The organism is Luteococcus japonicus (assembly GCF_003752415.1).
Taxonomy (GTDB): domain Bacteria; phylum Actinomycetota; class Actinomycetes; order Propionibacteriales; family Propionibacteriaceae; genus Luteococcus; species Luteococcus japonicus.
In genome coordinates, this window is the sequence record NZ_RKHG01000001.1 from 2,190,546 (window position 1) to 2,204,209 (window position 13,664).

13 protein-coding genes are annotated in these 13,664 nt (G+C 67.4%); 11 read left to right on the top strand and 2 right to left on the bottom strand.

Annotated features, from left to right (window positions below):
• Positions 1–31: 31 nt before the first annotated feature.
• The 5 genes from EDD41_RS10505 to EDD41_RS10525 all read left to right on the top strand — a co-directional run bounded on the left by EDD41_RS10505 (position 32) and on the right by EDD41_RS10525 (position 5,293).
• Positions 32–1,159 carry a serine/threonine protein kinase gene (locus tag EDD41_RS10505; protein WP_123575862.1) on the top strand — a complete coding sequence of 376 codons (1,128 nt, stop codon included), beginning with the start codon at positions 32–34 and terminating at the stop codon, positions 1,157–1,159.
• 151 nt (positions 1,160–1,310) lie between these two features.
• The gene (locus tag EDD41_RS10510; RefSeq protein WP_123575863.1) at positions 1,311–2,333 is read left to right on the top strand and encodes a DMT family transporter; all 1,023 of its coding nucleotides are present in this window, start codon (positions 1,311–1,313) and stop codon (positions 2,331–2,333) included.
• Positions 2,334–2,341: 8 nt separating this feature from the next.
• Entirely contained in the window at positions 2,342–3,670 is a 1,329-nt protein-coding gene (locus EDD41_RS10515; RefSeq protein WP_245995615.1) for an MFS transporter, read from the top strand.
• A gap of 9 nt (positions 3,671–3,679) precedes the next feature.
• Positions 3,680–4,654: an acetylglutamate kinase gene (argB, locus tag EDD41_RS10520; protein WP_123575864.1), complete on the top strand. Its 975-nt coding sequence runs from the start codon at positions 3,680–3,682 to the stop codon at positions 4,652–4,654.
• A 75-nt stretch (positions 4,655–4,729) separates the two neighbouring features.
• Positions 4,730–5,293 carry a TetR/AcrR family transcriptional regulator gene (locus EDD41_RS10525; protein WP_245995616.1) on the top strand — a complete coding sequence of 188 codons (564 nt, stop codon included), beginning with the start codon at positions 4,730–4,732 and terminating at the stop codon, positions 5,291–5,293.
• Positions 5,294–5,295: 2 nt separating this feature from the next.
• Here the strand turns inward: EDD41_RS10525 and EDD41_RS10530 are convergent, their stop codons facing one another.
• Positions 5,296–6,480, bottom strand: a complete 1,185-nt coding sequence (locus tag EDD41_RS10530) for an ATP-binding protein (protein WP_123575866.1) — start codon at positions 6,478–6,480, stop codon at positions 5,296–5,298.
• Positions 6,481–6,680: 200 nt separating this feature from the next.
• On the opposite strand from EDD41_RS10530, the gene EDD41_RS10535 reads away from it, so the two are divergent.
• From EDD41_RS10535 to EDD41_RS10560, 6 genes are all read left to right on the top strand, one after another.
• On the top strand, positions 6,681–7,367 hold the full coding sequence (locus EDD41_RS10535) for a hypothetical protein (protein ID WP_123575867.1): 687 nt from the start codon (positions 6,681–6,683) through the stop codon (positions 7,365–7,367).
• A 30-nt stretch (positions 7,368–7,397) separates the two neighbouring features.
• Positions 7,398–7,973: a hypothetical protein gene (locus tag EDD41_RS10540; protein WP_123575868.1), complete on the top strand. Its 576-nt coding sequence runs from the start codon at positions 7,398–7,400 to the stop codon at positions 7,971–7,973.
• A gap of 105 nt (positions 7,974–8,078) precedes the next feature.
• A complete protein-coding gene (locus tag EDD41_RS10545) occupies positions 8,079–9,014 on the top strand; it encodes a siderophore ABC transporter substrate-binding protein (protein WP_123575869.1) in 936 nt (311 codons plus the stop codon).
• 95 nt (positions 9,015–9,109) lie between these two features.
• Positions 9,110–10,015 carry an ABC transporter permease gene (locus tag EDD41_RS10550; protein WP_123575870.1) on the top strand — a complete coding sequence of 302 codons (906 nt, stop codon included), beginning with the start codon at positions 9,110–9,112 and terminating at the stop codon, positions 10,013–10,015.
• A gap of 167 nt (positions 10,016–10,182) precedes the next feature.
• The gene (locus tag EDD41_RS10555; protein ID WP_170165326.1) at positions 10,183–11,136 is read left to right on the top strand and encodes an iron chelate uptake ABC transporter family permease subunit; all 954 of its coding nucleotides are present in this window, start codon (positions 10,183–10,185) and stop codon (positions 11,134–11,136) included.
• Positions 11,133–11,894, top strand: a complete 762-nt coding sequence (locus tag EDD41_RS10560; protein ID WP_123575872.1) for an iron ABC transporter ATP-binding protein — start codon at positions 11,133–11,135, stop codon at positions 11,892–11,894. Before EDD41_RS10555 ends, EDD41_RS10560 begins: the two co-directional genes overlap by 4 nt.
• Before the next feature lie 145 nt (positions 11,895–12,039).
• On the opposite strand, the gene EDD41_RS10565 is transcribed toward EDD41_RS10560, so the two are convergent.
• Positions 12,040–13,455: a beta/alpha barrel domain-containing protein gene (locus EDD41_RS10565; protein ID WP_123575873.1), complete on the bottom strand. Its 1,416-nt coding sequence runs from the start codon at positions 13,453–13,455 to the stop codon at positions 12,040–12,042.
• Positions 13,456–13,664 lie beyond the last annotated feature (209 nt).

The following is a 13,664-nucleotide window of genomic DNA, read 5'->3' on the forward strand; positions in this document are numbered from 1 at the left end:
CCGGGCACTACCAAGGAAAGGAAGTGCAGGAATGTCCAAGATCGTGAATTCCTGGAATGACTGGGATCCGTTGAAGCGGGTCATCGTCGGCCGCGCCGACAACTCGATGATTCCCCCGGAAGAGCCCGCCACATCGGAGAAGGTCCCGGTCGACTCCGCCATGCGTGGCATGTGGGGCCCTCGCCCCACCGAGACGGTGGAAGTTGCCAACGAGAAGCTCGACAACCTGGCGAAGGTACTGGAGGACCACGGTGTCGTGGTCGACCGTCCCACGCCCCTTCAGTGGAACCAGCACATCCAGACGCCGGACTTCCGCAATGACTCGATGATGACCTGCATGCCGCCCCGCGACATCCTGCTCACCATCGGCAACGAGATCATGGCCTCGGCCAACAGCTTCCGCTGCCGCTACTTCGAGTACCTCGCCTACTGGCCTCTGATGGACCAGTACTTCGAGGAGGATCCCGAGTTCAAGTGGACCCAGGCTCCGCGTCCCCGTCTGACGGACAAGAGCTACAAGCACAACTACTACGACGAGAAGATCACCCTGGAGGAGCGCCTCGAGCGCACCGCCAACAAGGACTTCGTGACCACCGAGGTGGAGCCCATGTGGGACGCCGCCGACGTGATGCGCATGGGCAAGGACCTGTTCATCCAGCACGGTCTGACGACCAACCGCAAGGCCATGGAGTGGTTCAAGCGTTACTACCCGGACCTTCGGGTGCACGCCGTGAACTTCCCGGGCGATCCCTACCCGATCCACATCGACGCCACCTTCGTGCCGCTGCATGAGGGCCTGATCATCAACAACCCGCACCGGCCGCTCCCCGCGGAGCAGCGCGCGATCTTCGAGGCGAACGACTGGCAGATCGTCGAGGCGGCCAAGCCCGCCCACGACGAGCCGCCGGCCCTGTGCTACTCGTCGGTCTGGCTGAGCATGAACTGCCTCGTGCTCGACCCGAAGACCGTGATCTGCGAGGCCTCCGAGGTCTACCAGTGCGAGCAGATGGACAAGCTCGGCATGAATGTCATCCCCGTGGACTTCCGCGACGCCTACCCCTTCGGTGGCGGCCTGCACTGCTCCACTGCCGATGTCTACCGCGAGGGAACCTGCCAGGACTACTTCCCGAAGCAGGTCAAGGATCCGACGCTCGTCTGATTCCGCAACAACCCAAGACCCCCGGTGGTCGTCAGGACTTTGGACACACACCTGTTCCGACGGCCACCGGGCCCTTTGCCCTCAGAGAGGCCCTGTTGTGACCACAACAGAATCGGCCGAGCTTGCCGGCAGCGTTGCCGACGCTCCGCCCATGAACAAGAAGATCGGCTTCATCGCAATGCTCATCTCCGCCACCGGCATGGGTCTGGTTGGCACCCTGGGGCGGTTGAGCACCCCCGTGGACCCCACGACCGGCACCAAGTACATCACCGGTGACTTCCTCGCCGCGGGGCGCATGCTCACCGGCGCCCTGGGCTTCCTGCTCATCGTGCTGCTCACGAAGAAGTGGCAGCAGATGCGCAGCACCCGGCTCTCCTTCGCCGTCATCGCCGGCGGACTGTCCATCGGAACCTCATTGGCCCTGTACGTGTCGTCAACGTTGATGACCACCATCGCCAATGCCGTCTTCCTCATCTACACCGGGCCACTCTTCTCGGCCCTGCTGGCGCGCATCTTCCTCAAGGAGAAGATCCGCCTCGCCAACGCCGTCTGCCTCGTCCTGGTCTTCCTCGGCATGGTGATGACGGTCGGTCTGGTCAACCTGGGCCCTGACGGGCTCAGCTTCGGTCTGGACCTGGGTGCCAATCCCGAACTGCCCAACAAGACCGTCGGCGACCTCTTCGGTCTGGGATCCGGCCTGTTCTACGGTCTGGCCCTGTTCTTCTACCGCTACCGCGGGGACATCCCCTCCGAGGTGCGAGGCGTCTGGAACTTCGTCTTCGGCGCGGTGGGCGCCGGCCTCGTGATGGTCCTGCGGATCCGCTTCCTCGACGACACCAACCCCTTCCGGGTGATGACCCGCAGCAATTGGTCCTGGGCCGTCGTCCTCTTCCTCGTCTGTGGCCTGCTGGCGATCGGCCTGCTGGTCGTGGCCGGCAAGAACCTGATGGCCGTGGAACTGTCCACCACCTCGTACTGGGAGTGCCTCGTGGCGCTGCTGCTCGGTGCCCTCATCTGGCACGAGTCGATGACGCTGATCGGGGCCATCGGCGGGGCGCTGATCCTGCTCGGTGGGCTGGGGCCGATCATCTATGACGTCGCGCTCGCTCCGAGGCGTCGTCGGATGCAGGCAGAGGCCGAGGCCTCACCCCAGTCCGTGCCCGAACCTGGCTAGGAGACGCCATGGGAAGCTCACGCGGTACCGCAGGAGACCCACCCGATGCGCCGGTCAGCGTGGAGATGCTCAACAGGGCGGCCCTGACATCCTTCCTGGGGAACTTCATCGAGTGGTTCGACTACGCGTCGTACTCCTACCTCGCCACGGTGATCGCCCGGGTCTTCTTCCCGAGCAGCAATCCGGAGGTGGCTCTCCTCGAGACCTTCGGTGTCTTCGCGCTGTCCTTCGTGCTGAGACCGATCGGTGCCGTGCTGTGGGGCACCTGGGGTGACAAGAAGGGCCGCAAGTGGGCGCTGGCCACGTCGATCCTGCTGATGTCCGGGGCATCCTTCTTGATCGGTTGCCTGCCCGGCGAACAGCAGATCGGCATGGCCGCTCCCCTGGGGCTGCTGGTGCTGAGGATGGTGCAGGGCTTCAGCGCCTCCGGTGAGTACGCGGGAGCCGCCATCTTCCTCGCCGAGTACTCACCGCCGGACAAGCGAGGGCTCTACGTCTCCCTGGTGCCGGCTTCCACGGCCACCGGACTGCTGGCCGGCTCGGTGCTGGTGACGGGGCTGCACACCCTGCTCAGCCAGCCCCAGCTGGACTCGTGGGGCTGGCGCATCCCCTTCCTGCTGGCCGGACCGCTCGGGTTGGTGACGCACTACATTCGCAACCATCTGGAGGACTCCCCGGTCTACAAGGAGATGCTGGGCAGGATCACCCGCAAGACCACCGACGAGACCCCGCTCAAGGTGCTGTGGCGCCACCACAAGCGTCCACTCGTCCTGAGCTTCGGGGTTGCCAGCATGAATGCCCTCGGCTTCTACCTGGTCCTCACCTACCTGCCGACCTACCTGACGGCGGAGGTGGGCACCTCGGAACGAGCGGCCTACCTGGCGTCGACGGTGACGTTGGTGGTGTACGTGCTGGGAATCTTCGCCATGGGCCACTTCTCGGACATCTGGGGCCGTCGTCGGATGCTGGCTGCGGCATGTGTCGGCTTCATGGTGGTCAGCGTGCCCGCCTTCATGATGCTGTCCCGGGTGGGCTTCCTCGGCATCGTGCTCATCGAGGGGCTGTTGTGCCTGTTGCTCACGGTCAACGACGGGACCATGGCCAGCTACCTGACCGAGACCTTCCCGACGGCCGTGCGCTACACGGGCTTCGCGGTCAGCATGAACATGGCCAATGCGGTCTTCGGCGGCACGGCATCGTTCATCGCCACTGCCCTGATTGCCCGCACCGGCAATCCTCTGGCCCCGGCCTGGTATGTCGTCGTGATCGCCGCATCCGCACTGGTGGCCGTGCTCATGTCCCGGGAGCACACCGGCTGTGACCTGAGAGAGATCTAGGAGTTGCTGATGTTGACCCTGCCCACGGCTCGCCCCATTGCCCGGCCCGAGGAGCCAGACGAGGTTCGTCGTCTCACTCCTCGGCACAAGGCAGAGGTGCTGATCCAGGCATTGCCCTGGCTTCGAACCTTCGCCGGATCCGTGGTGGTGATCAAGTACGGGGGCCACGCGATGGTCAGCAAGTCCCTGCGTCATGCCTTCGCGCAGGACGTGCTCTTCCTGCACCAGGTGGGTATCCGTCCCGTCGTGGTGCACGGTGGTGGCCCGCAGATCAGTGAGATGTTGACCCAGCTCGACATCCAACCCGAGTTCGTGGGTGGTTTGCGGGTCACCACGCCACAGGCGATGGACGTCGTCCGGATGGTGCTCACCGGACAGGTGCAGCGAGAACTGGTGAATTTGATCAACGCGGAGGACCCCTGCGCGGTGGGCATCTCCGGCGAGGACGGGCGCCTGCTGCGGGCTCGGCAGCGGCAGGTGCGGGTGGATGGGCACCTACAGGACATCGGCCGCGTCGGCGACGTCGCCGAGGTGGACCCGACGGCCGTCCTGGACCTGCTGCACTCAGGCCGGATCCCCGTGGTGTCCACGGTGGCCGGGGACATCGACAACCCCGGGGAGGTGCTCAACGTCAACGCCGACACCGCAGCCGCCGCCCTGGCCGTCTCCTTGGGGGCCAGCAAATTGTTGGTGCTCAGTGATGTCGAGGGCATCTACCGGCACTGGGGTGAGGACTCCGACCCGATCCGCCTGCTCGGGCTGGACGAGGCCAAGGAGCTGCTGCCCCAGATGACCGCAGGCATGCAACCCAAGCTGGAGGCATGCGTTCGCGCCATCGAAGGAGGGGTGCCCCAGGCCCACCTGATCGACGGCCGCATCGAGCACTCCATGCTCGTCGAGGTCTTCACCACCGAGGACATGGGGACGATGGTCCTGCCCGAGGCCATGCTCGAAGTGATGAATGGGGTGCAGCGAGACCACTAGACTCTCGTGGAATACACGGACCCCGAGACAATGCGGGGCCAAGACCCAGCCCCGTGGAGGAGGAGAGTGACCCCGGTGCCAACCCCCAAAGGGCAGCAACGTCGCAAGGAACTGATCGAGGCGGCAGGCCACCTGTTGGCCACGTCAGGTCCTTCCGGAGTGACCATGAGAGCCGTCGCCGAGGAGGTTGGTTGCTCGCTCTCGGCGACGGTGTACTACTTCGCCGACCGCGACGAGCTGTTGGCCGAGGCAGGCCGCTACAACATCACGTTGTGGGCCGGGCGTGCCGAGCGCGTGGCCGAGAAGGCTGAGGCGGCTGGCTCCATCACCACGGTGGAAGACCTGGTGGAACTCCTGCTGGAAGCCGTCCTGTCCCGGGAGGCGCCGCTCTACGGGCACTATGTCACGCTGCTCGCCGCGGGCTCGTCGGCTCCGGTCGCGCGGGCCTACTTCACCGGGCGTGGTCGGTTGAACTCCGCCGTGGGCAGGGTGCTGCGCGTCGCTGGCGCTCGCCTGTCCGCCGAGCTGGCCATCACCATCGTCGACGGCGCCGCCGTGACGGCACTGTCCGAGGGGCGCGACGTGCACGACACGGCCCGGGGGATGCTGCGCGAGGCACTGGCTTCCGAAGCCGGGTGACCTCAGCCCTGCTGGTTGCGCAGGTAACGGCCGAAGTGGGGGACGGTGAAGGCCACCTTGCCCCGTTCGGTGGCATAGATCAGGCCCTTCTTCATCAGGGCGTCGCGGGCCGGCGAGAGGCTCTGTGCCTTGCGGTCCAGCACCTCGGCCACCTTGGAGGTCAGCACCTGGTCGGCGTCGTCATCCCCGCTGGATGCCTCGGCCATGGCGCGCAGGTAGTCGCGCTCGGCCGGCGTGGCCCGCTCGAAGCGGGAACCGAAGAAGCCCACCGCCAGCTCTGACTCGGCCTGCGGGGTGGCCACCTGCACGTCGTCGACGGTGATCGGGCTGGCGGGTGCCACGTCCCAGACCACCTTGCCGTAGGCCTGGATGAAGTACGGGTAGCCGCCGGTCAGCTCGTACATGGCGGCCAGGGCCTCCGGCTCGAACTCGGCCTCCTCGTCCTCCGCGGGCAGGGTGAGGGCCAGTTCGGCGGCCTGCCGGTCCAGCCGGTCGATCCGGTTGTAGCGGAAGAGGCGTTCGGAATAGGACTTCGATGCGCTGAGGACCGCCGGCAGGTGCGGCAGCCCTGCTCCGACGATGATCAGCGGCAGCCGCTGCTGGCTGAGCTCATGCACGGCGGCGCACAGGGCGGAGACATCGTCGGGGCGCAGGTCCTGCATCTCGTCGATGAAGACGGCGATCCCCACGCCCTGGTCCTGTGCCAGGCCGCCGATGTCGGTGAACAGTTCGACCAGATCGATCTCGATGTCACCGGAGTCTGCACGGCCCTTGGTGGCCGGAACCATGATCCCCGGGTTCCACTTCTCGCTGAGCTTTGCCCCTGGTTTGGCGTCGCGCTCGATGAAGGCCTTGATGGTGCCCAGCACGGTGTTCGCGTCGGGATGGCCCAGCTCGCGCACCGCCATGTGCAGCGCCGCGCCCAGCGGGCGACGGATGCCCTGGTCCGGGCGGGCCTCGAACTTGCCGGTGCCCCACTTGGCGCGGACCGCCTGGCTGCGCAGGGCATTGAGCAGCACCGTCTTGCCGACGCCGCGAAGACCGGTGAGCACCACGGACCGTTCAGGCCGTCCCTTGGCGACGCGCTCCAGGGCGATGTCGAAGGCGCGCAGCTGCTCGTCGCGGCCGGCGAGTTCCGGGGGTCGCTGGCCGGCGCCGGGGGCGTAGGGATTGCGGATGGGATCCATGGATTGCAGTCTATGGGCATCTCTACGGTTTTCCTGAGATTCGGTTAGCTGACGCAATGGTCTTCCCGATCGAGCGAAATCCGGCCCCCAGTGCACTTTGAACGTGTCAAAGACCCGCCAGCGCTCGATCGGGAAGATGGGTCATCTGACCAAGTCTGCGTCGGCCGTGGGTGGTTGAGGGTGATGGGAGACTGGGGCGCATGGATCACGAAGGACGTCGCATCCCCCGCTGGGTGACATCGCTGCTGGCCACGTTGGGAATCCTGGCGATGGCGGTGGCCATGTGGTTCTCCAGCCGCTACGAGGCGGGCCTCAATGGCGCACCGCGGCCGTGTGAACGGTGGGCGACGCCCTGCACTCCGGACCAGGTGACCGGGATGCTCCGGCGAACCGAATGGCTCTGGATGGGCGGTGCCGGGCTGCTCCTGGCGTCCTTGGCCGGGGGTGTCCTCGCCCGGGTCCACCAGGACCTCGACCTGCAGGTCTACGGCACGCGGCCACTGGCCCGACGCCTGCTCACCGTCGCGCTGTTCGGCTTCCCCGTCTACGTGATCGGGGTGGTGGCCAGCTCCCTGCTGGGAAGCCTCGCGCCGTTCACCGCCTGCGCACTGGTGCTGGCGGCCATGGTCGCCCTGGCTGCCCGGCTGGGTTGTGAGGTGAGGGTGCCTCGACGCCTGCTGGCCATCGGCCTGATGGTGGCCGTCAGCCTGCTGGCCGTGCCCTGGATGCGTGCCGTGGGTGGGCTTGCCGAGCGCAATCCCGGCGCCGGCTGGGCCAATGTGGTGGGCATGGCGGGCTGGCTGGGTGCCTGGTTGCTGCCCGCCGTCGGGGCCCTGGTGGCCATCCGCCTGCTGGGCTCGAGCGTGCTGGGCCGTTCCGACGCCTGACGATGGCCCCGGCGTGCCGCATTCTTGGGGATGGGATATCTCGTCGGGAGGCTCGTCATCCATCGGTGGTGTTGGGGCCTGGCCGGGGCTGTCCTGCTGCTGGCCATCCGGATGCCCGGGGTCGGCTGGTTGGGTTGGCTCACGATGGTGTTGTTGCTCGTCGGCGACGTGCTCTGGGTGCAGGCCGCGCGCCGGGTCGCCGAGCCTCGGCGGATGCCGACCGCCGGCTACATCCTGATGGCTTTGTTGGGTATCCCCTTCCTGTTGGCCGCCACTGTCGGTCTCCTGTTCCTGGCGGGGGCTGAGATGGACGGTGACGCGGCATGGTCGGTGCCGCAGGCCCTCCTTGTTGCCCTGGACCACCTGCCGGCATGGCTCGCCGCGTCCCTGCTGGGGGAATCGCCCCGTCCTCGACTGATGCGGATCGTCAGCCTCGTGGGGATGGTCCTGGTGGTTCCGGCGCTCTTCCTGGCTGCGATGTGGTGCGCGCCCGGAGCCGCCAGTGAACTGCTGCTGCCCCTTCCGGTGCTGGCGTGGCTCGCCGTTCTCGGCTCGATGGACCTGCTCTCTCGCAGGGCGGCATCACGGCGCGGAATTACGCAATGAATCCGGATCCAAATGCCGGGACGGGCTTGCTGGGCGCGCGGAGAATGTGTAAGGGTGTCCTTACTTAGGTAACCCTGACTTCCCGCAATCGTTGAAGGACAAGCCATGATGCGCCGCCGCACCGCCCTGATCGCCGCCTCCGCCCTGATGCTGGGGGTGACGGCCTGTGGTGGGCAGGAGGCCACACCGGCGGCCGACGGCGGAGAGAAGATCACCGTCAAGCACGCGCAGGGCAGCACCGAGGTCCCCAAGAACCCGGCCAAGGTCGTCGTGATGGACTACGCGGTGCTGGACAACATGAAGGCGCTGGGCGTCTCCGACAAGGTCGTCGGCCTGCCCACCAAGACGCTTCCCGGCTTCATGGACGAGTTCAAGAAGCTGGACAATGTCGGCACCATGCAGGAGCCCGATCTCGAGAAGATCGCCGAGCTGGACCCCGACGTCATCCTGATCGGCGGCCGCACCGCCCCCAAGTACGCGGACCTGGCCAAGGTGGCGCCCACCGTCGACCTGACCAATGACTCGAAGGACTTCCTCGGCTCGCTGGAGAAGAATGCCGGCATCGTCGGAGACCTCTACGGCAAGTCCGACGAGGTGAAGACCCAGCTCGCCGAGGTGACCAAGGCCGTCGACGAGACCAAGGCCGCCGCAAAGGGCGCGGGAACCGGTCTGGTGCTGCTGACCAGCGGCGGCAAGCTGTCCGCCTACGGCCCGGGCAGCCGCTTCGGCGTCGTCCACGAGGAATTCGGTGTCACCCCCGCCGCAAAGGACCTCAAGGTGGACAAGCACGGCCAGGCCGTCAGCAATGAGTTCGTCGCCACCACGAACCCGGACCGGATGTTCGTCGTGGACCGCGATGCCGCCATCGGTGAGCAGGGCAGCAGCGCCCAGAAGGTGCTCGACAATGCCCTGGTCAACAAGACCAAGGCCGCCACGAACAAGAAGATCACCTACCTCGACGGTGCCCGCTGGTACCTGCTGGGCACGGGCCTGGACAACACCGTCGAGATGGCCAATGAGGTGAAGGCCGGCCTCTCGTGACCCTCGCACCCACCCTGGTCCGGTCCGACCGAATCCCTTCCCGGACCGGGGTAGAGCCCGTCCTGCGACCTGTCGGTCGCGGGGCGGGCCTCGCCATGTCCGTGGCCCTCGCCTGCCTGGTGCTGCTGTCCGCTGCTTCCCTGGTGGTGGGCGTGGCGGACCTGGACAGCAATGTCCTGCTCCACTCCCGCGTCCCACGCACCCTCGCACTGGTGCTGGCGGGATCCGCCCTGGCGGTCAGCGGCCAGATCATGCAGCTGCTCACCCGCAATGTCTTCGTCGAACCCAGCACCGCCGGCACCATGGAGTTCGCCACCGCAGGCCTGCTGGTCAGTGCACTCTTCTTCCCGGGCGCCCCCGTCGTGGTGAAGATGTGCTACGGGGCCGTGGCCGCGCTGATCGGCACCGCCGTCTTCCTGCGCGTGCTGGCCGCCGTCCCGCTGAAGGACATGCTCGTCACGCCCCTGGTGGGCATGATGCTCGGTGGCGTGGTCAGCGCCGGTGTCACCTTCGTCGCCTACCGCGCCGACCTGGTGCAGTCGCTGTCGTCGTGGACGACGGGGGACTTCTCCGCCATCCTCGCCGGACGCTACGAGCTGCTGTGGATCGCGGGGGGCCTGACCCTGCTCGCGTCGCTGCTGGCCGACCGGTTCACCGTCGCGGGGATGGGGGAGGCCTTCACCACCAACCTGGGCCTGGACCACCGCCGCACCGTGATGATCGGGATGAGTGTCGTTGCCGTCGTGAGCGCCACCGTCGTGGTCACCGTGGGCGCGCTGCCCTTCCTGGGGCTCGTGGTGCCCAACATCGTGCGCAACACCATCGGCGACAACTGCCGTCGTGCCGTGCCGTGGGTGGCCGTGCTGGGCGCCGGTTTCGTGCTGGCCTGTGACCTGGTCTCCCGCCTGGTCATCCACCCCTTCGAGATGCCGATCGGCACCGTGATGGGCGTCGTCGGTGCGGTGGCCTTCCTGGTCATCCTGCTCCGGGGCCGGCGATGAGCCCCTCGACAAGCTCGGGGCACGTGGCGGGTGGCTCGGGGGACGTGGCTGGTGGCTCGGGGAACGAGGCGGGTGCCAGGCGCTCGGGTTTGCGTGATCCGCGCGTGTTGCAACCCGAGCGGATGACAGAAACCCGAGCGTCTTCTCCCGTTCGGCCCGCTGCATGGGTGGTCACCCCAGCGGTGCGTCTGTCGCTGCTGGCCCTGGCCGCCCTGGGCATCATCGCCTTCTACGTCGCATACAAGCTGCCGACGGGGTCCAGCTTTGTGCTGGAGAGGCGCCTGACCACCGTCGCGACGATGACGGTGGTCGCCACCGCGATCGGCGTCGCCACGGTGCTCTTCCACACCGTCACGGCTAATCGGATCCTCACCCCGTCGATCATGGGCCTCGACGCCCTCTACCTGGCGCTGCAGACCGCGTCGGTCTTCTTCCTGGGGATCGTGGTGGTCAATCCCGTCGCCCAGTACCTGGTGGTGCTGGCCTCGATGGTGGCCTTCGCCCTGCTGCTGTTCAACACCATGCTGGTGCGGCTCAACCGGTCGGTGACGATGATGGTGCTGGTCGGTGTCCTGCTCGGCGGCCTCTTCCGTGGCCTGTCCAGCTTCATGCAGCGGCTGCTGGACCCGGAGGCCTTCGTCGTCCTGTCCGACCGCTTCTTCGCGGACTTCACCGGCACCAACCCGGGCCTGCTCGGGATCAGCGCCGTGCTGGTCGCCGGCTCGGTGGCCTGGGTCTGGCGCTCCCGACGTGAACTCGACGTCGTCGCCCTCGGCCGGGACCTGGCGATCGGCCTGGGGGTGGACCACTGCCGCGCCAGCCTGGTGCACCTGGTGCTGGTCGCGCTGCTGGTGGGAACCTCCACCGCGCTGGTGGGCCCCACCATGTTCTTCGGCCTGCTCGTCGCCCACCTCACCTACCGGCTGGCCGGCACCCACCGCCATGCCGTGACCGTGCCGGCCGTTGCGCTGGCGGGCACGATCACCCTGGTGGGCGGGCAGCTGCTGTTCGAGCGCATCCTCGGCTTCGAGGGATCACTGTCCATGGTGGTGGAATTCGTGGGCGGCATCACCTTCATCGTGCTGCTGCTCCGCTCCGCCCGCGCCGGGAGGCCCGCATGATCATCACAGACCATCTCCAGGCCACCTACGGCCAGACCATCGTCGTCGACGACGTCACCCTCGAGATCCCCGCCCACGGGGTGACGGCGCTGGTCGGTCCCAATGGTGCCGGCAAGTCGACGCTGCTGGCGATGATCTCCCGGCTCCTCGAACCGTCCTTCGGCCGGGTGCTCGTCGACGGCCTGGACATCCAGCAGACCCCCAGCGAGCAGCTCGCCCGCAAGCTCGCCATCCTGCGGCAGGACAACCACATGGCGGTGCGCCTGACGGTGCGGGACCTGGTGGCCTTCGGGCGCTACCCGCACTCCAAGGGTCGTCCCACCGTGGAGGACCAGCGCATGATCGAGCAGGCGATGGACCACCTGGATCTTGCGCCCTTCGCAGACCGCTTCCTGGACCAGTTGTCCGGCGGTCAGCGGCAGCGCGCCTTCGTCGCCATGGTGCTGGCGCAGGACACCGACCACATCCTGCTCGACGAGCCCCTGAACAACCTGGACATGAGCCACGGCGTGCGGATGATGCGCCAGATGCGCCGGGCCGCCGACGAGCTGGGCAAGTCCGTCGTCGTGGTGCTGCACGACCTCAATGCCGCCAGCACCTATGCGGACCACATCGTGGTGATGGCCGACGGCCGGGTGGTGGCCGCCGGGTCCCCGGAAGAGATCATGCGTGAGGAGCTGCTGGAGGAGGTCTTCGGGCTGCCCATCCGGGTGCGCGAGGTGGACGGGCAGCTCGTCGCCCTGCACTACGCGCGCTGAGTGCCCGTCGCCGTTCTCCTTGCCCCGTGGGCTTCCCCTCGCCACGAGGTGATGCGATGGTGACTATCGGGCCAACTCTGTTCGGTGCTCATTGTGTTTCCTGAGTGCTCACGATCTTCGCCGCGCTCGGCTGGTCAATCCCGCATCAGCGGCCCAGCAGGAAGTCGACGGCGTCCTTGCCGCCCCAGCCCTCGGGGTGCTTCTCCAGCAGGCGCTTCGCGCCGGTGAGGTCCTGGCCCATGGTGATGCCCATCGCCTCCTTGTAGCCGTCCTTGCGCTCCTGGCCCAGGCCGATGTTGGACATCAGGCAGTTGCACAGGCACTTGCGCCCGACGGTGTCCTCGAGCTGGCCGCCCTTCTTGAGGTAGGCGTCGACGGGCTCGCTGGCGCAGCGGTAGCCGATGGTGCCGTTCTCGCGCTGGTAGGGCACCCGCAGGTAGCTCAGGTCGCACAGTCGCGGACGGGCCTCGTAGACCTCCTCGTCGCTCAGCGTGCCCTCGACGCGGGCGATCTTGAACGGGAAGCCGGTGGGGGAGGCGCGGGGATCGTTGCGCACGTCCAGCTCATCGCGGGAGAGCTCGTCGAGCATCTGCTGGCGGATCGGGTCGGTGAAGCCCGACTCCTTGGCCAGCGCGAAGATGGTGCCGCACTGCACGCCCTCGGCGCCCGCATCCTTGGCCCGCTGCACCAGCTCCGGTTCGGAGTAGGCGCCGGCCAGCCAGAAGGGGGAGCCGACGGCGGCCATCTTCTCCAGGTCGGCCAGGTCGCGATCGGAGTAGATCGGATCGCCGGCCTCGTCGAGCTGCATCTTGCCGCGCGGCGGGGCGGAGTGGCCGCCGGCCACCGGCCCCTCGACGACGAAGCCGAAGGGCTTGATCTTCTCGTCGCGGTTCAGGAAGTTGGCCAGCGAGTGCACCGAGATGATCGCCAGGAAGCGCGGGGTCTGCACGGGCTCCATCGGGGCGTCCAGGATGACGGCCGGGTCGACGCTCGACCAGACCGCTTCGCCGCCGTCGACATTCACGTGCACCCCACCGGGGCGTCCGGCCGACAGGTCGCGCAGCAACTGGGGGATCTCGCGGGGGATGCCCGCACCCATCAGCACGTAGTCGGCGCCCGCGAGCACCGCGCCCAGTGCGGCGGTGGGGGTGGCCATCTGCACCTTCTCGAGGAAGTTGATGCCCACCAGGCCGTCGTGGCCCTCCTTCGCGAGCCAGGTCTCGGCGAAGTTCGCGGCCACGCACACCTCGGCGGTGGAGGTCTTGGGCGCGATGGTCAGGGTCTCGTGCGGCCGGTAGGGGGCGCCATTGCGACCCTCGGGCAGGAAGTACTTGGCGATGATCCGCTCGGCGACGGCCTGGTTGGGGAAGTGCGCGAGGGCACGACGGTAGTGACCGCCGGGGTCGCCGTTCTGCAGGGTGCGGGTGAGCACGGCGTCGAGGCCGGTGCCCGAGACGACGCCGAGTTCTCCGGCCAGGCTCACCTCACGGGCGAGCTGCCAACTGGAGACGGCGATGCCCATGCCGCCCTGGATGACGGTGGGAAGGGGGCGTTCGGTCATCGGTGATCCTCCGTACGCGAGCGTAGGTTACGAGTGCGTAACCTACGCTACCGTAACCAACTTGGGCTGTCTGGGGCAGATTCACAACCCTGACGGGGATCGCTGGTGGGCTTCCCACAACCGCCACGGCGTGACGCGTCGACGGATGCCATGGTGTGGATGTCATGGTGCGGTGGTCCCATCAGCCGGGGTCTGCAGGGGGATCCCCA